The sequence below is a fragment of the Vibrio tapetis subsp. quintayensis genome (assembly GCF_030409945.1).
In the GTDB taxonomy this organism is placed as follows: Bacteria; Pseudomonadota; Gammaproteobacteria; order Enterobacterales; family Vibrionaceae; genus Vibrio; species Vibrio quintayensis.
The window spans coordinates 1-20,539 of the sequence record NZ_JAUFQV010000001.1; the positions used below are offsets into that span (position 1 = coordinate 1).

Here is a 20,539-nt window from a genome sequence, read left to right on the forward strand (position 1 = left end):
CGTTTGTGCCCGTAATGGTAATGGTCAATGTTGTGGTGTCTGTCCCACCAACTTCATCCGTAACCGTCACAGGAACGACGATATCTAGCGTTTCGTCTTTGGATAAACTGTCGTAACTAGACGCATCAAATGTATAGGTTCCATCAGAATTGAGGGTTAACCCTGTAGCCGTACTGGTAGTGGTAAAACTCAACGAGCTACCAGAAGGTAAATCAACGTCCGTTGCCGCGAGTTGACCCGATATACTGGCGTCTTCAGTCACCGCATCGGTTTTTGATACAGCGACCGGATCGTCATTTGTACCAGTGACAGTAATGGTCAGTGTTGTAGTGTCTATCCCGCCAACTTCATCGGTAACCGTCACAGGTATGACGATATCTAGTGTTTCGTCTTTGGATAAGCTGTCGTAGCTAGAAGCATCAAAACTATAGGTTCCATCAGAATTAAACGTTAACCCTGTGGCTGTCGATGTGGTTGAGAACGTGAGGTTACTGCTTGATGGCAGATCAACATCCGATGCCGTGACAACACCCGTTAAATTCGAATCTTCAAGCACATCAGCGGTGGCGATGTTAGCGACCGGATCGTCGTTTGTGCCCGTAATGGTAATGGTCAATGTTGTGATGTCTGTCCCACCAACTTCATCGGTAACCGTCACAGGAACGACGATATCTAATGTTTCGTCTTTGGATAAACTGTCGTAACTAGATGCATCAAATGTATAGGTTCCATCAGAATTGAGGGTTAACCCTGTAGCCGTACTGGTAGTGGTAAAACTCAACGAGCTACCAGAAGGTAAATCAACGTCCGTTGCTGTTAGTTGATCCGATATACTGGCATCTTCAGTCACCGCATCGGTTTTTGATACGGCGACCGGGTCATCATTGGTTCCAGTGACAGTAATGGTCAGTGTTGTGGTGTCTGTCTCGCCAACTTCATCGGTAACCGTCACAGGCACAACAATATCGAGCGTTTCGTCTTTGGATAAACTGTCGTAGCTAGACGCATCAAAAGTATAGCTTCCATCAGAGTCAAACGTTAACCCGGTGGCTGTCGATGTAGTTGTAAACGTCAAGCTGCTGCCTGATGATAAATCTAGATCTGATGCAATAATGTTTCCAGAAATTACATTGTCTTCGAGCACCCTTTCTGATGAGGCTAGCGCACTAGGACTAAGGTTTGTATTGGCCACAGAACGTAACGCATTCAATAGCGCGACACTTTGAATTTCGGATAGCCCCTGCGTTTGCACTCCATCAGTATCAAAAAAAGTACTTGCAAGAACTTGAACACCCGTTCGCTCTATCTCTCCAACAGCTCCAATGCTTGAGCCTTGTGGACCATCGCCAGCAGCAGGTGCGAATTCCTCTGCTAGAGTCGGATCATCTCCCGCCTCTAATGCTGCGAAAATTTGGCCTATTTCATCATCCACTTTAAGGGCATCTAGTTCGCTGTCTTCATCAATCAACCCGCCAGGAAGCACATCTGTATCATTTAACCAAATTGGAGAATCTCCAGAAGTTAAAACTAACTCTCCCGGAAGCAACGTATAATCCAGATCAACAAGTTTAGTATTCCCGTTAGCATCTAGGATAATGATTCGACCTGGTCCTGTAGCGCCCAAATTTAAAAGCAAACGAATAGAACTCATACTTTTCAACTCCATAAAGTACAACAAACCGAGTTAACATTGGCACTTCTCAACAGCGCGACACCAGCACAAAGCGCTCTATTATTATTTAAACAAATTAGCGTGCGTTCATATGCAGGAGCTTGTTACGGTGATGAAATAACACGAACATGTCTTCAATACATGCCAACTATTTCTAAACCACCATAGCGTAACAACTTGTCAATGGTAAATTGTAAGTATATGTATTCACGGGCAAGAATCTATGTCAAAAGTAAGAATCGGAGGATTTAGTTGATATTTTTGTTAATAACAATGGCAAATTAACAACAATGAGACGATTAACTCGAACGTGCACTGATGCAGATGGACTAGACTTTGTGCGTAATTCGGACAGAACAAACTCATGACTATCAAATTGAACTAGAAAGTTGGAGACGCCGGTGCTTACCATTAATAAAATGTGACTATTTTTTATACATACAACGTGGTGATGTTCTTTCCTCGAGGATTAGTTAGGTTGCGAACTGGAGTATAAAAAGCATGCTCGAGAGCCATGAGAGAGGGTGCATGAGATGACAGGTAGAGCAAACATAAAAAACTGCCTCTCATAAAAATGTCGTAGACTTACTTAAGTTTAGACTATGAAGAGGCAGTATCAATTTATCGTCGTAATTGTCGCTTTACGGTTATTTCAGCAACATAATTCAAAACACTAAACGTTACTCTTTACCAAACACATTATTCTCTTGCTCTTGGACGCGGATGAACGTAGTTCGTTTAGTCAACTCTTTAAGCTTTGCTGCGCCTACGTAAGTACACGTTGAACGTACGCCACCAAGAATGTCTGAAATAGTGTCGTGCACGCTACCACGGAATGGCAATAATACTGTTTTACCTTCAGCTGCGCGGTACTTCGCTACGCCACCAGAGTGTTTTGCCATTGCGCTTTCTGAAGACATGCCATAGAACTTCATGAAGCTTTTACCATCTTGCACAACAACCTCACCGCCTGACTCTTCATGACCAGCTAACATACCGCCAAGCATCACGAAGTCTGCACCGCCGCCGAACGCTTTGGATACATCACCCGCACATGAACAACCGCCGTCTCCGATGATCATGCCACCTAAGCCATGTGCTGCGTCTGCACATTCAATAATGGCAGAAAGTTGCGGGTAACCAACGCCTGTCTTAACACGCGTGGTACAGACCGAGCCAGGACCAATGCCGACTTTAACGATGTCGGCACCTGCTAAGATAAGCTCTTCACACATATCGCCCGTTACCACGTTACCAGCAGAAATGGTTTTAGTTGGAAATTCAGCGCGTACTTTTTCTACGTACTCAACCAAATGTTCAGAATAACCGTTAGCGATATCGATACAGATAAAGGCAAGATCATCACTAAATGCCATGATATTTTGCAGCTTTTCAAAGTCTGCGTCTGACGTACCTGAGGATACAAACACGTTGCGAAGAGTTTGGTCATTTGCATTTTTAACAAACTCGCCCCATTGCTCAACCGTGTAATGTTTATGGATTGCGCTCATTACGCCGTGTTCAGCAAGTGCTGCAGCCATTTCGAATGTCGCCACCGAATCCATATTTGCCGCGATAACAGGAACGCCTGACCATTGACGACCGCTATGCTTGAATGTAAACTCGCGGGTTAAATTTACTTGAGAACGGCTTTTTAGAGTTGAACGTTTCGGGCGAAATAGTACATCTTTAAAACCTAACTTGAGTTCTTGTTCGATACGCATGGTATGCAATTTCCTTTTTAACTTGATTGCTTGCCCTAGAAAGCGACTGGCAGGTCTATTTCTAGCGTAATTTTACTTTGGCAAAAGTAAGATCACGATTTTCGGGCACAAAAAAACCGGAGCGTTGGCAGACGCTCCGGTTTTCAGCATTATAGGCACTAAAATTTTCTAAGCAAGACTGATATTTCCATTTTTTTTGTGATACCTTTGAACAGATTACAAGTTCAAAAAGTTCTATCCCCTCCCTATACACCTCAGGGCCTCTTTACTTTGACATAAGATACAAATACCCAAATAAAAACAATACGTTAAGAAATACCATCGTATTACTTTATCCATCAGGTTAATCACCTCCCATCAGATTTCCACCAACCTCAGCACTCCAAACCCAAACATCATTCGGTTAATCAGCAAGCAAACGTTTATATTTGTGATCTCAGCCTTGTCTTTTTCTCTCTTTTTTACGCAATAAACACCGCTGTTTTTGTAATTATTTTCCTCGTTTATTACAAAATTGTCGTATTAAGAGGGTTGGTTTTCGGTGCCCCATTAGCAATGACTTTTCTTGTACGGTTTTAATTCAATCACTAGCCGACTTTTTATGCACATTACTCATCCCAAAACACCTAAAAGTTCGCGTACATATAAAGAAAAGATATGATAAAAAACATTCAATTAGCTGCATTTAGCCAACTTATTGACTATCTTTGTACTATTAACAGAAAATAACGCAGCAAATATCTCTCGATGGCCTTTCGATATGCTTTGCTGATGCACGTTGAGAATGGGGAGCTAGGAAGGGAATCCGATGAAAACAAAACTCATATTAGTCGCAACAACCGTATTATTGTCTCCTCTTTGTTTTGCCGATTCAGGGCCTTACTTAAGCGCGGGGTTTACTGAGATACATGACGGAGATACCAAACAGCCAGCGGCCACCGCTACGCTTGGATATAGTCACCCGGTATCTCCATTTATCTCAGCTGATGTGAGTTACACCACCACACTCTCTGGCGGTGCAACATTTGACAATTCAGATGGCAGCAGCACGGTACTTAAATACAACACTTACAATATCGGAATTAAGCTTGAGCAAGACTTAGGTGGCTATGTATTTGTTAACGGTCGGGCTGGTGGTAGCTATAGCCAACTGGAGAAGACTACAATTACCAGTTCCTCACAAAACACTAACACTGACTCTAGTTTTAGGCCATACGCCAGTATCGGCGCTGATATTCCATCGCCAGTACAAGAAAATTTAAGGCTAAAAGCCGACGTAATTTACCAACAGTTAGCTGTTGGTTACTACACCATTAATTATGTGCTCGGTGCGAGTTTACTTTTCTAATTTATTTATAAAATCTTCTAGACATTGTGTTCATTCAAATTTATCATCCTGGCGATCTTTTAATCAATACGTACCAGGTATTAATTATGGATAAACGCCTCTCTCTACCACTTACGCTCATCATTGCTGTTAGCTCTTCAGGTGTAAGCGCTAAGCAATCAGAATTATATGGTCTTTCTGGATTCGCTGACTTCTCTAATGGACATTCGAGTGAGAGTACCTGGATTACAACATTTGGTTATAGCTACTACTTAAGTTCTTTTTTGGCGCTTGATGTCGGTTACAACTCGACAGTTTTGGGGAAAAAAACGTTTGAAAATAGTGATGTAACCCGTACCCACGCAACGTACAGCGGATGGCGAGCAGGGATAAAAGTTCAACAAGATTTTACCAACTTCTCAGTATTTTCCAGAGCAGCGGCATCCTATAATACCCTTGAAAAATCAAACTATGGCAATAACGATAATACCTTGAGATCCTACAGTGGCTTAAACCCATACTTTTCATTGGGTGCCTCTATGCCTGCTTTTGTAAGAAAGGATCTATTCATTAGTTTCGAATTGAGTCATGAAACGTTGGAACAAGGGTTCAGTGCTAATGGTTTAGCTATTGGGCGACCTATTTCTTCTGATTGTGTTTGCTAGCTTGAAAAATAGGGTAGCCAGTGAATTACTGGCTACCCTATAAAGCTAGAACAAGAATCATCATCCGAGATTATTGTACTTATGATTGCTCCGTGTCACCGGCGATGACCGCTTCAGCTGTGGCATCTTGGATCGACAAGAACAGTGACTTAATTTCCCCTGTTGGCGTTCGCATTGGGTTTAGAGATACGTTCTGGTACATAAAACTTGCTTGTTGAGTAATAGGACGGACGTTTCTACACTTAAACAAATACGGTCTTTGACGCCAAGTAATAAAGCTACGACACCCTAACCCATATACCGGTTTTGCCTTAAGAACAAACCATTCACGGGGGATCTCTGGAAATACGTCAAATAGGGATTTACCCATCACTTCATGGCTCTGTTTGCCACTGTGGTGAGTCATAAATCCATTCCAAACTTGGATATTGTAATCTCGGTCTAACACCACTAAGCCCAAGTCCACATTTTGTACCATATCCACCATCCAGTGGAACTGTTCGAATTCAGCAGGCATATTCAACATTAGAATTCGTCCTCCATAAGGTACGCTAACTTGTTATCCAATAGCGGAAGCGATTCATCAACAAACATAAATAACAAATCACACTTAATACTGGTGCCATCAATATGGTAACTCACCTCGAATGTCATCGTTTTATGGAACGAACCCGTTGTTGATTGGATAACAGAATCAATTGGAATATGTTGACCCAGCAGCACTGGTGAACTTTGGAAGAAACGTACTTCACACTGCTCCCCAAGCCCATTCAAGAATGAACCAACCAAGATATTCGACACATCCATAAGAAGTTCGAGTTCTTCATGGCGAGCGTTTTCTTCGGTCACTTTCATGAACTTGTGTAAGTCAGTTACCGAAGAGTCGCTCAATAATACAAGCGCTTCGCCAGCAATACCCTCACCGCTGAATCCTTGGCATACGCCGGATACCTGATCATTATCGGCTAAATCTCGCAATGCCATGTGAAGTTCACTGACTTCAAAAATATTGACGTTAGGTAAAGGAAGGTGCACGAACACATCGAAATGCCTGGCTAATGCGTCGGCTGCACGACCAATGGCAACGTTTGCGACTTCCATGTAGATATCGCGACGTTTTAGAATAGGAAGCTCAACACTTGATGGCGTATAAAGCTTAGGCTGGGTTACAGGCTCGATTAAATCACGTAGAACCTGCTTCAAAATCTCTTTGTCGATGGGTTTTTGAATGAATGCCTTTGCACCCAAGTCCATCACTTTTTGTTTTGCTTTTGGCTGAATATCACCAGAAACAACCACAACGTTAATATCAATACCGCGTTTTTTAATTTCTTCTAACGTTCCATAACCATCGAGTTCAGGCATCGTTAAGTCGAGGAACATCAGTTTAAATGAGTTCTGAGCAAGCTGCTCAAGCGCATCCAAACCATGGACGGCGAACGTGATATCCGCGCCGATCGAAGCGGGCAAAGATCTTGCCATTTGCTTTCGAGCTAAAGCGGAGTCATCACATATTAGAACGGGAAGAGACATTTATTCACCATAAACCAGATGGGGTTAACAACTACGTTGGGATACGATGAAAGTATTTAAAAGAATTAGAAAAGTTAAGTTCACCATACCTTAATATACAATATAGGAGAAAAATCGACTTAGGAATGGGAATATCGAGCAATCGCTTAATTAATATACTGTTATGCCTAAATAAAGCTCCTAAGGCCAAAATATCAATCCAGCGGTGCGAATGATAACCGCGAAGACCAACAACGCGATGCCGAGTCGATACCACTTGAATTCTGATATCGACATAGGGATTCGCTTATAAAACATGGTTACTACACCTTTCCAATCTTGGCTTCGACGCCCATATTGAAATACACCCATGGTGACAAACAAAATACCCGTTAAAAGAATGCTCTTTTCAATCCAAAAAACTGCGACTTCCATGCCTAACCCTTACTTCGTTGAATTAAGCCTATTTTACTGTGTAAGCCAGTGCATTTCAGTTATACCTTGGTCGTAGTGTTACAAGTCTAAACCCAATGGTCGAATTCAGAGATCTAAGGCTTGCTAAACGCAACCGTCAGACGAATAACCAATCAACAGGCGGACAAAAAGCTTTGCCGCACAAAAAAGCCTTCGACTTCGAAGGCTTTTTAAAAAATTCAGTAACAATGAAAACTTAGACGTTGGCTTCAACAAGTTTTTTTGGTTTTTCTGTTATCGCATCACGGTACGTGAACCATAGGTAAGTAACGACCAAAGAGAAAAACAGATAAGAGAGTGCAAATACAATAGGTGACGTAATAATAGCCGCTTTGATACCGACCATCACGCCTAGCACAGTAATTGTTAATTTTGCAAGTAAGCCACAAACCAGTAAAAAAGCCGCGACTTCTGGAAAACGCGAACTTCTGAACGCAAACCAGTAACAGCTACCAACCGCTAATGCCGCGACGGTTAGCCCTAACATAAAGGAGTTAATGTGGTCTGAAGAAGCCACACCTGCAGAAATAGAAGCAATTATTATCAATAGTAATTTCATAGTCGCGCCTCACTAAAACTCAAAGAAAAGCATCCTTTCATATTTGAAAACTCAGATTCCACGCCATTATGCGCATTTTACGGACACTTTCAAGCTCAAATTTTAACCAAAAATCGTTACTATTCAGAATTAGTTACAGTTTTTACAAGTTTATTACATTTAATAACGAACATCATCTTAAAACCTTTTTAATTACAATCAGTTCAGTCTTGCAATAATGATAGTTAACACATTTATAACAAGCCAAGTTATTTCCACAAGTTTTGGCTAATGTGATGTGCATCAAAATGACCATCACTCGCCTTTTTTTGCATTTAACTCCTATGTAACCTGAGACTACTGATAATTATGTGACTACCAAAAATCTCGCCTCAAATTCCACCACATGCTTAGACATTAAAGTCACTTCAAAACAAAAAAATATGCACTCTAGCCCCTATAAGTTAGCACCTACGTACATCTTGTTACATTTAGTTACACTTATAATTGAAAATGAGATTTCCATCACATAACAATTGGATATAATCCGCGCGACATTTTTTATTGTTTTTGTTGATGAAAGACAAATAAATTTGAATACCCCTAATTTTAACTCCCGTCAGGGAACACACCGAGATCAATAATGAATAAGATTGATAAAGCTATGCGAATTCTGCTTGCAGGATTTTGTATCAACCTTTGTTTAGGTATTTTGTACGCATGGAGCGTATTCAATAAAGCACTCGTGAGTGACTTAGGTTGGAGCGCAGCAGACGCATCTCAGCCATACGCGGTAGCAACTATCACCTTCTCAGTGTGTCTTCTTATTGCTGGAATACTTCAAGACCGTATGGGTCCGCGTAAGATTCTTATCTTGGGTACATCACTTACAGGCTTAGGCATGATCGCTTCAAGCTTTGCAGATTCAGTATTAATGCTTAACCTTACTTTTGGTGTTATGACTGGCGCTGGTATTGGTTTTGGTTACGCTTGTTTGTCTCCTGCGGCAATGAAATGGTTCCATGTTTCAAAAAAAGGTTTAGTGAATGGCCTTATCGCTGCGGGCTTTGGATTGGCTGCTGTTTATTTGGCACCACTAACATCGACACTTATCGCGACTTACGGCATCAACCATAGCTTCATGATGCTTGGCATCGGTGTTCTTGTTATTGCTGTACCACTGGCTTGTACTATCAATAACCCACCATCAGACTACACGCCAGAAGAGCCAAAGGTAAAAGAGGGTCAAACAAAACCTGTGACCGTTAAGCCTGCGGATATTACTTGGCGTAACATGCTTAAAACGCCGCAGTTCTACTCTCTTTGGGTAATGTACGCGTTCGCGGCATCGGCGGGCCTTATGATTATCGGTAACATCACTAACATTGCGAGCATGCAAGCAAACCTACCAAATGCGGTATACCTTGCTTCTATCCTGGCAATTTTCAACTCTGGTGGCCGTGTTGCTGCAGGTATCCTGTCAGACAAAATTGGTGGTGTTCGCACGCTACTTCTAGCATTCGTCTTGCAAGGCGTTAACATGGTGCTATTCGCAACGTTTACTTCAGAGTTCACGCTAATCATCGGCACTGCAATGGCTGCTCTGGGTTACGGTACTCTACTGGCGGTATTCCCATCTATCACTGCGGAATATTACGGCCTGAAAAACTACGGTACTAACTACGGTGTTCTTTACACTTCATGGGGTATCGGTGGCGCAATCGGCGCAGCAGTAGTCGGTTACTCAATGACTCAAGGTGGTGGTTACAACCTTGCGTACACAATCTCAGCGGTAATGATGGGTGTGTGTATTGTTCTAGCGCTTGTTACTAAGCCAATCTCTCAAGAAAAATCAGCAGAACTTAAAGCAACCGCTTAATCTTCGCCTGCAGAATCAACATCTAAAAGCTCGCTTATTCAGCGAGCTTTTTTATTTACGCCATAAATGCCCCCACAACCAAACGCGTTCATGGTGATGATGGAAACCACATCCCAAAAATTCCCCTTCATTAAAAAAAGTACCAAAGAAATCTATTTCGTTAAGTTATTGGATCAATTCGCTATCCGAAGAAGCAACCAAGCCTTTTGGGCATTCAGTGACCACGTGCATCAATGGTATAAACAAGACCAACCTATCGAATTCGGTTTGCTTGACTATAATCGATTTGAGAACCGTTTGGATTTATCCTTTTTACGAGCACATCGCTGAATGGGAGAGTTAACAATGGGTATTCGAGACAAAATAGAAGATCTTGAACAACAAATCTATGTGGCTTGCTCTGAAGGAGACTACGAGCAGATGGATATGTTAGAAAACCAACTTGATCAGCTTAAGTCGCGAGCCGACTTAAACATAGATGAAGATGAGTTGGATTTCGGCGGCTCGTTCAGCCAAAAAGAGCGATAGTTAGTCTACAGCTAAGTCAGACTAACGATAACTTCGGCCTTGAAATCACAATTTGAGCTTATCCAACGTGTGATTCAAGGCCGCTAATCAAGGGCCTTTAAAGTTCTGTATCACCTACTGTTTATCAATCTACCCACCTGAGCGCTTCTATTCTAAGATGAAACAAACTGTTTTAATGCGTGGGCTGACTGTTCTAGAACGTATTTCATTTCTGATTTCTGCTGGGTGAATTTCGCAAGAGGATCAGCGCTTCCTTCAATTTCATGGCAGATATCGAGCAATGGTTTCAAGGCCATACTGCCAGCAGAGCCTTTAAGTTTATGCACTAAAGATTTCACTGCTTGGTGATCGCCTAGTTGTTCTGCTTGCTCTAGCTCACCCCAAATTTGATCGCTCGATTCAACAAACAATTCAACTAAGTTGTTCATTTTAGCCTCGCCGAGCACCTCCAAGTCTTGCGTTAACGTAACTAGGTTCAACCATTGTTGCTTCCCTGTCTTTGACGCACTTTTAAGAGCAGACGCTTCCATACTAACAACAGTCAGATTAACCGCTTCTAGCACATTGCTGGCATTGCTCTTACTCAGTGTTTTGATAATTAGCGCTCTTAGTGCATCTTTCACGATCGGTTTCGGTAAAAAGCCATCAAAGCCTGCCGCGAGGTATTCTGTGATCTCTTCATTAAAGACATGCGCCGACACGGCAATCATCGGTGTTTCAGTTGAGCTATCGTTATTTCGCGCGGCTTCTATCTGTTTCAATCGTTGAACCAATTCAGTACCAGAGCAATCAGGTAGATTGATATCGAGCAATGCCATGTCGTATTCATGTTGGCTAAACATCGCTTCTGCTGCTTGCCCATTCATCACCGTTGTGACTGTGTGACCCAAACTCTGTAAAAAGCCCTCTGCGACAACGCAATTGACAGGGTTATCCTCCACCAACAATATGTTTGCTGCAATATCGATATCGATATTTGCACCAGTACAGCACATCGAAGACAAGTACTGATTTTCACTATGATGAATACCGTGCTCTTCCGCACTACCCACTTGCAATGGCGCTTTAAACCAAAATCGGCTGCCATCACCAAGAGCAGATTCAACGCCAATACTGCCTTTCATGGCATTAACCAAACGCTTACAGATAGCAAGCCCTAGCCCAGTTCCTCCTGTGACCTTTTCCCCACTACTTGCTTGAGTAAAGGCATCAAATAAGTGAGGTTGCTCTTGTTCCGCAATACCTAAGCCAGTATCATTTACTTCAAAACAAACCGTGTTGCTGTTGTCAGGGTCGATACTGACGTAGACATCAATGTCCCCTTTCGTGGTGAACTTAATTGCATTCCCTACTAGGTTGGTCAGGATTTGGCAAAGCCGGGTTTTGTCGCCAACCCAATATTGCCCCACATCCGCTTCAATATGCGTGTATAAACTCAAACGCTTTTCATTAGCTCGGCTCAAAAGCAGTTGCTGAACATCATTGACCAACATATGCAGATCAAACGGCGCATTGTTGATCTTCAAATGACCCGCTTCAATCTTGGAATAATCCAAAACATCATTAATGATTGACAACAAATTAGTACCACTGCGATCGATGATCTCAACATACTGTGACTGATGCGTGTTTAGATGGGTGTCTTTTAGCAGTGTTGCCGTACCTAACACGCCATTTAGTGGCGTTCTGATTTCGTGACTAATGGTGGCCAAAAAAGACGACTTAGCCCTATTTGCTTGTTCAGCATCTTTACGTGCTTTGGCATGATTCAAGACTTCGTGATTTAGCTTTTTATTTGTTGCTTGCAACTGTTCGGTACGCTCGCTGACCACTTCTTCCAAGTGCTCTTTGTATTCTTCAAGTTCTAATTTAGAGGCGGATTCGCGCTCCGCAAGTACTTTTAATGAACGAGCAGTGTCTCTGGCGTTTATAATGGCATGCCCCATGCCAGCCATTTCGTCGTTACCTTTGATGGTCACGCTAATGTCTAGTTGCCCACTAGCAACAGAACGCAGCGCATCCGAATATTCACTCAAACGAATTACAACCGACTGATACACAACGCGCCACACTATCAGTACCACTCCGGTCAAACCGACGATTGAAATTAAGATCAGCGTCCACTGTGCGTAGTTAAGTGTGTTAGAAACCTGCTCAATGGCTTGCTCTGTACTCTGATTAGAGATATCGATCAACTGGCTGACGATTTGGTTTAACTCGGTAAAATTATCCAGTGTTTTTACATTAAGATCCGACGCAAGTTGGTTGTTTTTATGCCTTTGCATCAACCATTCAAACACCACTTCGTGCTCACGTAGATCTGCGATAATTGATCCCATTTTGACCGAACGAGATGGATCTTCTACCGATTTTACGCGTCGAGACATTATCGTCAGGTTACTTTCATACTGTTCACGCAATAGTAATAAGCGTTCAAAGTCAGTAACGGTTTTCACTTCTTCAATTTGAGTCAACAAACGAAACGCCAACAAATGCAACTCATGCAGCCTCTCTGACAAATCGAGGTCCACTTCAACTAAGCTGTCTAAGGCGCGGTAAACAGCATCCTTATTGCCGCCATCTAGCAAGTCATAAATATGAGCCACGTTCGCTACGGCAACCGTACTGGTATTAAGAACTTGAGTTCGAGTCAGACTTTCCAGCTCATTTGCCTGAACTTGCATCCGCAATACTGTAGATTCTATTTCCGAGTTAAGCAGCAATCTCTTCTCAACGGACAGCCCTAACTCTGCAAAATTATCGATGATTTTTTGAACGTTGTTTTCTAACTTTTGTAGCAATGCGCCATCAAATGAACCAGAACCGAGCGATTGAATATGATCGAGAAGCCGATCAAGTTGATTAAACAAAATAGCGCCCGCTTGCTTACGTTCAACGTCATCTTTTGCGTTAGTCAGTTGTTGAGAGGAATTGATGATGCGCGAGCTTAATTCCGATACTTGCCTCGCTTCAATCATAGAAGGAATGGCATCGTTAACCACCCGTTGTTCTGTTTTAGCAACAAATGAGAAACCTGAAATACCGATGAGAGAAGCGGTGATCATTAATACTGTGATAGCTAAGAATGAATAAAGCAGTTTGCTTCCAATGCTTCGGGGCGATATGCGCATGCATGTCCTCTTATGATAATAGATACCACTTTAACAATAGTGATACCGCTGTATTTTGCTATGATTAGCACTTCTATGCCAATGCCCAAGATCAAAATGCGTAATAAAGACTGTTTTTCTCGCTTAAATTTCCGCTTCCATACCACTGTCATCGCCATGTTTTGTGTAATGACGGCGAATTTCGCGTTCGCGAATGAAAAACTGTGCGCTATCTATCCCCATTTAAAAGACTCTTACTGGCTGTCTGTCAATTACGGCATGGTTGATGAAGCGAAAAAACTCGGGCTAGAGCTCAGGGTTCTTGAATCTGGTGGTTACCCAAATATAGAAAAGCAGCAGCAACAATTGATTGAATGTAAATACTGGGGGGCTAGCGCCATTATTCTAGGTACCGTGTCGCCCAATAGTTATCAAGGTGATCTGCGAGAAATGGTGGGTGATATTCCTATCTTTGCAACGGTCAACCACCTCCAATCCAGTCGAGAAAACAGCTTATCCATTAAAGGCCAAGTGGGCGCTGATTGGTACTGGATGGGCTACAAAACAGGTAAATATTTGGCGAAGCGCCACCCAAAAGGCACTGGTAAGGTCAACATTGCGTGGTTGCCCGGCCCCAAATATCGTGGTGGAACCAAACCCGTCGCCAATGGGTTCTTAGACGCCATTAAAGGAAGCGACGTTAACATCGTGCTGTCTTTATGGGCTGACAACGACAAAGAGTTACAGCGTAACCTAGTTCAAAATACAATGGAACGCGATGATATCGATTATATCGTTGGCAGCGCCGTTGCGATTGAAGCCGCCATCAGTGAATTACGAAACGCTGGCAAACAAGACCAAATTGAGCTGCTATCGGTCTACTTAAGTCATGGCGTTTACCGAGGGATCAGGCGCAACAAGGTACTCTTTGCGCCAAGTGACAAAATGGTCTTACAGGGTCGTAAATCTGTCCAACAAGCCGCCTATTATTTACAAGATTCTGATAAGTTCGAAGCTGATTACCAACCAACGATTGAAGCGCTCACTCCGAACCACTACCCACGTAAAATCATCGACGATTCTTTGTCTCCGCCTGAGTATCGACCGGTTTATAACGTAACGCTTCCTGATTAAAGTGTTATTTAGCTAACGTTTATTACAAATAGAGCCTGGTTTGACAATAAAAGTATGCATTATTGATCACCATTGGGCATTATAACCAATTGAAGAAATTAACGAATGTACGTTCAGGGATCGTGCATTGCCTACCATGGCTTTCTTCGCATCACGCCATTGGTAGCACTACAAGGAGTACTCGATGCAAACCACAACAAGAACATTGCCGACTCATAAGCATATTGCACTTGTCGCGCATGATAACTGCAAACCTGAACTTCTTCGCTGGGTAATTGAAAACAAAGAAAAGCTACAAGGCCATTTCTTGTACGCGACAGGCACAACAGGTCACCTGCTGAGCACTAACACGGGGCTCGCAATTAAGAGCTTAATCAGTGGTCCTATGGGCGGCGACCAGCAATTAGGCGCACTAATTTCTGAAAGCAAAATTGATATGATGGTGTTCTTCTGGGATCCACTTAACGCCGTTCCCCATGACCCTGATGTAAAAGCCTTGCTTCGTATCGCTAGCGTTTGGAACATTCCCGTAGCAACGAACCGTGCCAGCGCGAAATTTATGTTTGAGTCACCATTGCTAAGTGAAGAAGTGGATATCGAAATTCCGGATTATGAAGCGTACTTGGCAGAGCGCACATAAGCGCCGAATTGGCTTAGATACTTAACAAATTTCTCGATTATAAGCCGAACATTAAGCCTGATTCTTCAGTACTTGAGTTCGGCTTATTCAGTTACGACCAATACTTGCAAACAACAAGTGATCAATTAATAAGCGACGACGTGTTCTTCCCGCCAATCAAAACCGATTTGATGCGCTGTTTTCTTCGCTAAGCTGAGTTTAGATAACCGAGCAACGATCTGCAAACTCATATCAATCCCTGCTGACATGCCGCTAGAAGTCATCACCTCACCGTCTTCAACCCAACGCACATTCTTAACCACAGAAAGCGATGGATACTCTTGCGAGAGCTGTTCGATGTCTTGCCAATGGGTTGTCACTCGCCTGCCTTGCAATAAGTTAGCTTCCGCGAGTAAAAACGCGCCCGTCCCAACTGATGCGATGAATTTCACGTTCTTTGCTTGTTTCTGGATCCAATTGATCCCATTGCGATTGTTCATCTCGTGCTTGTACGCACCACCAACAACAATGAGGGCGTCAAGATCCGGGTGATTATCAAAGGAGCGGTGCGGTAGCACCTGAAAGCCGTGGCGAGCAGAAATAGCACAACCCGCTTCACTGATTAAGTAAGGAGTAAATTGCACTCCGTATTCGCTTGCGTATCTATTTGCACTTGCAAATACTTCGTATGGTCCTGAAAAGTCGATAGGTTCTGCATAATCGTATATGTAGATGCCAATGTTCATGTTTGATCCTAGCCTGTTATTTTTTTATGACAGGGTAGTCTCCTGTTCGTAACTCTTCTATAAAACTAGATGGATGAGCACCATACAGAACCCACGCTTTGTCTTTGGCCCGAGTTAGCGCCACATAAAATAAGCGTCGTTCTTCCGCATTAGGAAAATCATCGTGTGATTGCAGCAAAGCACCATCTAAATGAAGTTGTCTTTCGACACAGGGGAACTGCCCTTCATCAACGTTTAATATAAATACGAAATCGGCCTCTTGGCCTTTACTCGCATGGCACGTCATGAACTGCAGTGACAAGTTACTAAAACGCTGCTTCCATTCATCCATTGTAGAGGGGCAATGGTAATGATTACGTCCTAGTAACAGCACATCTTTCCGTGTTGTCGCTTTATCATTTAGTTTTATTAGCGACTCTTCAAGTATAGTCATCGGGCTAACATACACTGACTTTTGTTTTATAATCTTTGCGCTGCTCAACTCTTTATGCAACTGGTTGTCGTTCTGCATTATAAATGTGTTAGCAACATCACCAATTCTGCTATTAAAACGATAAGTGGTATCCAAGTAATGCACCGATGCTCCCGAGAAGCGTTGGCTGAAGTCGGTCGTTAATTGTACCTCTGCCCCGGCAAAGCGATAGATCGCCTGCCAGTCGTCCCCCACCGCATACAACGATGCTCGATCGTTAGATTTCGGTTGCAGACATAATGCCTCTAACAGCGCCAAGCGGCTTGGTGAAATATCTTGATACTCATCCACCATCACAAATTGCCACTCGGGTTTGTATTTTCCCGACTCTATGTACTTTGTGGCCCGGGAAATCATGGTGTGGAAATCAATTTGATTTTCTTCTTTAAGCATCTGCTGCCACGCTTGATAGCAAGGCCAGGCTAATTGCAATTCGCTGTTTAAACGCGGGTATTCTTCATTTTCTACAATTCGTTGCTGGAGTTGTTTCTTATTCAACTGACACGCACACAATTGTTCCAGCTGTTTCTCTAGCCAGGCAATCAATTTCGGGTTTTCAGATTGTGAACCAAGCTCTTCGTCCCCAGTTAGATAAGCGATCGGCCACTGTGATAAGTGCTTTTGCCAACGCTTAAAGTTATTGTTGGTCGCCCAATGGAATTTTAACCACTCAATACACCATGCCTGCTTGGCTTTATCACTTGTGGCAAGAGGAGTGATTGAAACGGGCTCTTTTTCAACGTGCTTAATAATATCCAGCCCTAAACCATGGAACGTTTTCACGCTAACATTTGCAGCAGCACTACCGAGTTTGGTATCTAATCTCTGTTTCATCTCTTGTGCGGCATTACGGCCAAACGCAACGAGTAAAATCTGCTCTGGCTGTGCTTGATGGCTTTGCAATAAATACGATACACGAGCACTGAGCACGCTGGTTTTACCACTCCCAGCCCCCGCTAAAATCAAGTTATGATCATTGTTCATTAGTACGGCTTGCTGTTGTGCGAGGTTCAACGGGCTCGACTCACATTGCTCAAATAAAACTTGCCAATATTGACGCTCATTTTCAAGCCATTCTTGATTACGTGTTTGAGCAAGATCTTCTGGTTTTGCCAACCAACGGACAATGTCTTCCATCTGTTTTGGCATCATTTGCTGCGCTTCGTAAACCGAAGTATTAAGTTCTTCCAAACCTGACGAAACTCGATGGTTCCAGTCGTTAACTTGAGATGTGGCTAAAAAAGCAGGTTGATGTTGTAAACGAACCAATGCTTCCTGCCATTGAGGTAACAAAGAATTGAGCTTTTCACATTGGGTATGATGCCAAGTTTGATAGCACTTTTGGGCATGGCGAACAAATCGACGGCAAGACTCCCAAGGTAGCCCTTGAACTAACCAGCACATTTCTTTCCCCTCATGAACATGGGCATGAAACATGAGTTTCCCCCATACAACGCCACGTTCTATGGTGATCTTGCCGTTCCAAATCGAAAACGGTATGTGCTCTTCACTGAAGTCAGACGCCAAAATTAGCTTGTCGTCTTCGATACTAACTTCATTGTATTCGTGCTGCACAAAAAACTTGGCTGAGGGGGTGGCGCAAAGTTGCATGGGATGGTCCTTAAAATCTAACTATTCGCATCATAGTTATTATGCCTAGCCAGCACAAGTCACCGATTCGTTTACTCTTTTCAGGCTGTGGGTTCGAAGACAACCTATAATTCCTTAAAGTCGCTTACTTATCGGTCATTCAGCCAAATTTTTATTTTTAATCATGAAGTTCACACGTGAGTTTTGCTACACTCTATTTTTTGAAAATTGAATAATTTAACGTGTCGATTCGTTCCGTGTTACGTAGATATTGGACCAACAAAACCATCAACTATAGTGTCAGGGTTGCCATTGCGCTACTCGGCGTTGTATTTAGTTGCTGGTACTTAGAACAAAGCGCTGCAATCATCCCACTCATACTGGGAGTTATTGCCGCAGCTCTGGCTGAAACAGACGACAGCTTATGGGGTCGTTTGAAGGCCATCGTACTGACCTTTTGTTGTTTTGCATTTGCAGCTTTCTCTATTGAGTTTCTGTTCGATAAACCTATCTGGTTCGCCGTTGGACTGTTTACGTCTACGTTTGGCTTTATCATGCTTGGCGCTATTGGCCCTCGGTATGCGAGTATCGCATTTGGCTCCTTGCTGATCGCTATCTACACGATGTTGGGTGCTCATGAAAGTACCAACCTTTGGTCTCAGCCTATTCAATTATTACTAGGCAGTGCTTGGTACTATCTTATATCGATGGTTTGGCAAATATTTTGGCCAATGCAACCTGTTCAGCAAAGCCTAGCGACCGTGTTCAATCAACTGGCAAATTACCTAGAAACCAAAAGTGAACTGTTTCACCCAGTTACCGATTTGGTGCCCCAGCCATATCGGATCAAAGAAGCCAGCCTAAACGCGTCAACCGTCACGTCGCTTAATAACACCAAGAGCACGCTTTTATCACGTTCACGTCGTGGTCATATCGATGGGCCAAGCGACCGTTTCCTCAATATCTATTTCATCGCACAAGATATTCATGAACGAGTGAGTTCAACCCATTATCGCTACCAAGATTTAGCCGAGAACTTCCGTTATAGCGATGTACTTTTCCGCTTTAAACACACGATGAACGTTCAAGCTAAAGCGTGCCGAACGGTTGCGAACTCTTTGAACCTAGGGGTTCAGTATGAGCACCAAGCAGAGTGCTCCACGGCACTAAATGAACTCAAAGACTCGATTACTCACCTAGCTGAAATTGATAACCCTAAGTGGCGTCAATCGCTCAATCAACTCGCGTATCTTTTTCAAAACTTAGCCACTGTTGAAAAGCAGCTCAGTAATGTTTGTAACCCAGACGTTAAGCAAAACGAAAACGACAATATCCTAGACGATACTGCCGCTCATACCCCCAAAGCAATGTGGTTGCGCATCAAGAATAACTTAAACACCGATTCTATTTTATTTCGCCACGCAGTAAGAATGTCACTCGCGTTGACGGCTGGTTACGGCATCATACAGGGCTTTGATATAGAACATGGCTACTGGATTTTGCTCACGACACTCTTTGTTTGCCAACCCAACTACAGTGCAACCAAACAAAAGCTCAGTGCCCGTGTTATTGGTACTCTTGCCGGTTTGCTTCTTGGTGTACCGTTGCTTACTTTCTTCCCTACCGCTGAAAGCCAACTGGTGCTGATTGTTTTGTCCGGTATCCTGTTTTTTGCATTTAGGATCAATAACTACGGATTCGCGACTGCTTTCATTACCCTGCTGGTGTTGTTTTGTTTTAACCAACAAGGTGAGGGCTATGCGGTGGTCGTCCCTAGGCTTGCGGATACCTTGATCGGGTGCGGCTTAGCGGTACTTGCGGTCATGTACATTTTGCCAGACTGGCAAGCCAAACGACTTCACGCAGTTATGGCCGATTCTGTTGCCGCAAACCAAACCTATTTAGCACAAATCATTGGTCAGTATCGTATCGGTAAAAAAGACACGCTCGCTTATCGGATAGCGCGACGCGATGCTCACAACAAAGACGCAGGCCTAAGCTCTTCGATCAGTAACATGTTGATTGAGCCCGGCAAGTATCGCAAAGCCGTCGACGAAAGTTTTCGCTTCCTAACACTGAACCATGCGCTATTAAGCTATATCTCTGCGTTGGGTGCGCACCGTACTCGCATTGAAGACGAAAAAACGCACCGATTGGTTTTGGAAGCGCATAGTGTGATATTCAAACACCTTAAAGTGCTCCACGAACAACTTCAAAACAACAGCGCTGAGTTTTCTTTGGATCACATAGAAGAAAATACGATGGAGCAAAGACTAAGCGAATGGCGCGATGAGGATGAGAATTCCGTCAAGTTGGTTCTGCAGCAACTCCATTTGATCTACCGAATGCTACCGGAACTTCATGAGCTAGCGAGTAAGTTTGCACAGTGTACCGAAAAGAGCAAGTCTGAGACCCATTAGCCCATATCCTTCCCTTTACTGATTCACGTTATGCTCAAAATTCTCATTCATAACGTGGGTCAGGATATTGTGATGCACATCACAAATAACCTCGATTCAAAAAAACTTTACACAGATTGAACAAAAGCG

General features: G+C 43.1%; 17 protein-coding genes. 8 read left to right on the forward strand and 9 right to left on the reverse strand.

Going from position 1 to position 20,539, the window contains the following annotated elements:
• Together QWZ04_RS00005 and QWZ04_RS00010 are read right to left on the reverse strand one after the other, a co-directional pair.
• Positions 1 to 1,651 (reverse strand): cadherin-like domain-containing protein (locus QWZ04_RS00005; RefSeq protein ID WP_290323782.1); only part of this gene is annotated, 1,651 nt, incomplete at its 3' end.
• Positions 1,652 to 2,352: 701 nt separating this feature from the next.
• Positions 2,353 to 3,396 carry a GMP reductase gene (locus QWZ04_RS00010; protein WP_290323784.1) on the reverse strand — a complete coding sequence of 348 codons (1,044 nt, stop codon included), beginning with the start codon at positions 3,394 to 3,396 and terminating at the stop codon, positions 2,353 to 2,355.
• A gap of 808 nt (positions 3,397 to 4,204) precedes the next feature.
• Here QWZ04_RS00010 and QWZ04_RS00015 point away from each other — a divergent pair.
• Together QWZ04_RS00015 and QWZ04_RS00020 are read left to right on the forward strand one after the other, a co-directional pair.
• Complete coding sequence (locus QWZ04_RS00015; protein ID WP_290323786.1) at positions 4,205 to 4,744, forward strand: hypothetical protein; 540 nt, start codon at positions 4,205 to 4,207, stop codon at positions 4,742 to 4,744.
• Between the two features lie 86 nt (positions 4,745 to 4,830).
• On the forward strand, positions 4,831 to 5,388 hold the full coding sequence (locus QWZ04_RS00020) for a hypothetical protein (RefSeq protein ID WP_290323788.1): 558 nt from the start codon (positions 4,831 to 4,833) through the stop codon (positions 5,386 to 5,388).
• Positions 5,389 to 5,467: 79 nt separating this feature from the next.
• On the opposite strand, the gene QWZ04_RS00025 is transcribed toward QWZ04_RS00020, so the two are convergent.
• The 4 genes from QWZ04_RS00025 to QWZ04_RS00040 all read right to left on the reverse strand — a co-directional run bounded on the left by QWZ04_RS00025 (position 5,468) and on the right by QWZ04_RS00040 (position 7,933).
• Positions 5,468 to 5,914, reverse strand: a complete 447-nt coding sequence (locus tag QWZ04_RS00025) for a PAS domain-containing protein (RefSeq protein ID WP_290323790.1) — start codon at positions 5,912 to 5,914, stop codon at positions 5,468 to 5,470.
• On the reverse strand, positions 5,914 to 6,921 hold the full coding sequence (locus tag QWZ04_RS00030; protein WP_290323792.1) for a response regulator: 1,008 nt from the start codon (positions 6,919 to 6,921) through the stop codon (positions 5,914 to 5,916). The genes QWZ04_RS00025 and QWZ04_RS00030 overlap by 1 nt, the downstream gene beginning before the upstream one ends.
• A gap of 180 nt (positions 6,922 to 7,101) precedes the next feature.
• Positions 7,102 to 7,335, reverse strand: a complete 234-nt coding sequence (locus QWZ04_RS00035) for a hypothetical protein (protein ID WP_290323794.1) — start codon at positions 7,333 to 7,335, stop codon at positions 7,102 to 7,104.
• A 235-nt stretch (positions 7,336 to 7,570) separates the two neighbouring features.
• Positions 7,571 to 7,933 (reverse strand): NADH:ubiquinone oxidoreductase, encoded by a 363-nt coding sequence (locus tag QWZ04_RS00040; RefSeq protein WP_290323797.1) that lies wholly within the window; start codon positions 7,931 to 7,933, stop codon positions 7,571 to 7,573.
• A 622-nt stretch (positions 7,934 to 8,555) separates the two neighbouring features.
• On the opposite strand from QWZ04_RS00040, the gene QWZ04_RS00045 reads away from it, so the two are divergent.
• From QWZ04_RS00045 to QWZ04_RS00055, 3 genes are all read left to right on the forward strand, one after another.
• Positions 8,556 to 9,791, forward strand: coding sequence for an L-lactate MFS transporter (locus tag QWZ04_RS00045; protein WP_290323799.1), 1,236 nt, complete (start codon positions 8,556 to 8,558; stop codon positions 9,789 to 9,791).
• Positions 9,792 to 9,881: 90 nt separating this feature from the next.
• Positions 9,882 to 10,121, forward strand: a complete 240-nt coding sequence (locus QWZ04_RS00050) for a fatty acid cis/trans isomerase (protein WP_290323967.1) — start codon at positions 9,882 to 9,884, stop codon at positions 10,119 to 10,121.
• A gap of 15 nt (positions 10,122 to 10,136) precedes the next feature.
• Positions 10,137 to 10,319 carry a hypothetical protein gene (locus tag QWZ04_RS00055; protein WP_290323801.1) on the forward strand — a complete coding sequence of 61 codons (183 nt, stop codon included), beginning with the start codon at positions 10,137 to 10,139 and terminating at the stop codon, positions 10,317 to 10,319.
• A gap of 152 nt (positions 10,320 to 10,471) precedes the next feature.
• Here QWZ04_RS00055 and torS read toward each other — a convergent pair whose 3' ends face one another.
• On the reverse strand, positions 10,472 to 13,450 hold the full coding sequence (gene torS / locus QWZ04_RS00060) for a TMAO reductase system sensor histidine kinase/response regulator TorS (protein WP_290323803.1): 2,979 nt from the start codon (positions 13,448 to 13,450) through the stop codon (positions 10,472 to 10,474).
• A gap of 156 nt (positions 13,451 to 13,606) precedes the next feature.
• Here torS and torT point away from each other — a divergent pair, with 156 nt between their 5' ends.
• Both torT and QWZ04_RS00070 read left to right on the forward strand, forming a co-directional pair.
• Positions 13,607 to 14,563, forward strand: coding sequence for a TMAO reductase system periplasmic protein TorT (gene torT, locus QWZ04_RS00065; protein WP_290323968.1), 957 nt, complete (start codon positions 13,607 to 13,609; stop codon positions 14,561 to 14,563).
• A gap of 184 nt (positions 14,564 to 14,747) precedes the next feature.
• Positions 14,748 to 15,203 carry a methylglyoxal synthase gene (locus QWZ04_RS00070; protein ID WP_290323806.1) on the forward strand — a complete coding sequence of 152 codons (456 nt, stop codon included), beginning with the start codon at positions 14,748 to 14,750 and terminating at the stop codon, positions 15,201 to 15,203.
• Positions 15,204 to 15,328: 125 nt separating this feature from the next.
• Here the strand turns inward: QWZ04_RS00070 and QWZ04_RS00075 are convergent, their stop codons facing one another.
• Both QWZ04_RS00075 and helD read right to left on the reverse strand, forming a co-directional pair.
• Complete coding sequence (locus QWZ04_RS00075) at positions 15,329 to 15,928, reverse strand: DJ-1/PfpI family protein (RefSeq protein WP_290323808.1); 600 nt, start codon at positions 15,926 to 15,928, stop codon at positions 15,329 to 15,331.
• Positions 15,929 to 15,944: 16 nt separating this feature from the next.
• Positions 15,945 to 18,011, reverse strand: coding sequence for a DNA helicase IV (gene helD / locus QWZ04_RS00080; protein ID WP_290323810.1), 2,067 nt, complete (start codon positions 18,009 to 18,011; stop codon positions 15,945 to 15,947).
• A 221-nt stretch (positions 18,012 to 18,232) separates the two neighbouring features.
• Here helD and yccS point away from each other — a divergent pair, with 221 nt between their 5' ends.
• The gene (gene yccS / locus QWZ04_RS00085) at positions 18,233 to 20,410 is read left to right on the forward strand and encodes a YccS family putative transporter (protein WP_290323812.1); all 2,178 of its coding nucleotides are present in this window, start codon (positions 18,233 to 18,235) and stop codon (positions 20,408 to 20,410) included.
• Positions 20,411 to 20,539 lie beyond the last annotated feature (129 nt).

Coding starts and splice junctions, on each gene's coding strand:
- QWZ04_RS00010 (WP_290323784.1), bottom strand. CDS start 3,396: ATGCGTATCGAACAAGAACTCAAGTTAGGTTTTAAAGATGTACTATTT.
- QWZ04_RS00015 (WP_290323786.1), top strand. CDS start 4,205: ATGAAAACAAAACTCATATTAGTCGCAACAACCGTATTATTGTCTCCT.
- QWZ04_RS00020 (WP_290323788.1), top strand. CDS start 4,831: ATGGATAAACGCCTCTCTCTACCACTTACGCTCATCATTGCTGTTAGC.
- QWZ04_RS00025 (WP_290323790.1), bottom strand. CDS start 5,914: ATGTTGAATATGCCTGCTGAATTCGAACAGTTCCACTGGATGGTGGAT.
- QWZ04_RS00030 (WP_290323792.1), bottom strand. CDS start 6,921: ATGTCTCTTCCCGTTCTAATATGTGATGACTCCGCTTTAGCTCGAAAG.
- QWZ04_RS00035 (WP_290323794.1), bottom strand. CDS start 7,335: ATGGAAGTCGCAGTTTTTTGGATTGAAAAGAGCATTCTTTTAACGGGT.
- QWZ04_RS00040 (WP_290323797.1), bottom strand. CDS start 7,933: ATGAAATTACTATTGATAATAATTGCTTCTATTTCTGCAGGTGTGGCT.
- QWZ04_RS00045 (WP_290323799.1), top strand. CDS start 8,556: ATGAATAAGATTGATAAAGCTATGCGAATTCTGCTTGCAGGATTTTGT.
- QWZ04_RS00050 (WP_290323967.1), top strand. CDS start 9,882: ATGGTGATGATGGAAACCACATCCCAAAAATTCCCCTTCATTAAAAAA.
- QWZ04_RS00055 (WP_290323801.1), top strand. CDS start 10,137: ATGGGTATTCGAGACAAAATAGAAGATCTTGAACAACAAATCTATGTG.
- torS (WP_290323803.1), bottom strand. CDS start 13,450: ATGCGCATATCGCCCCGAAGCATTGGAAGCAAACTGCTTTATTCATTC.
- torT (WP_290323968.1), top strand. CDS start 13,607: ATGTTTTGTGTAATGACGGCGAATTTCGCGTTCGCGAATGAAAAACTG.
- QWZ04_RS00070 (WP_290323806.1), top strand. CDS start 14,748: ATGCAAACCACAACAAGAACATTGCCGACTCATAAGCATATTGCACTT.
- QWZ04_RS00075 (WP_290323808.1), bottom strand. CDS start 15,928: ATGAACATTGGCATCTACATATACGATTATGCAGAACCTATCGACTTT.
- helD (WP_290323810.1), bottom strand. CDS start 18,011: ATGCAACTTTGCGCCACCCCCTCAGCCAAGTTTTTTGTGCAGCACGAA.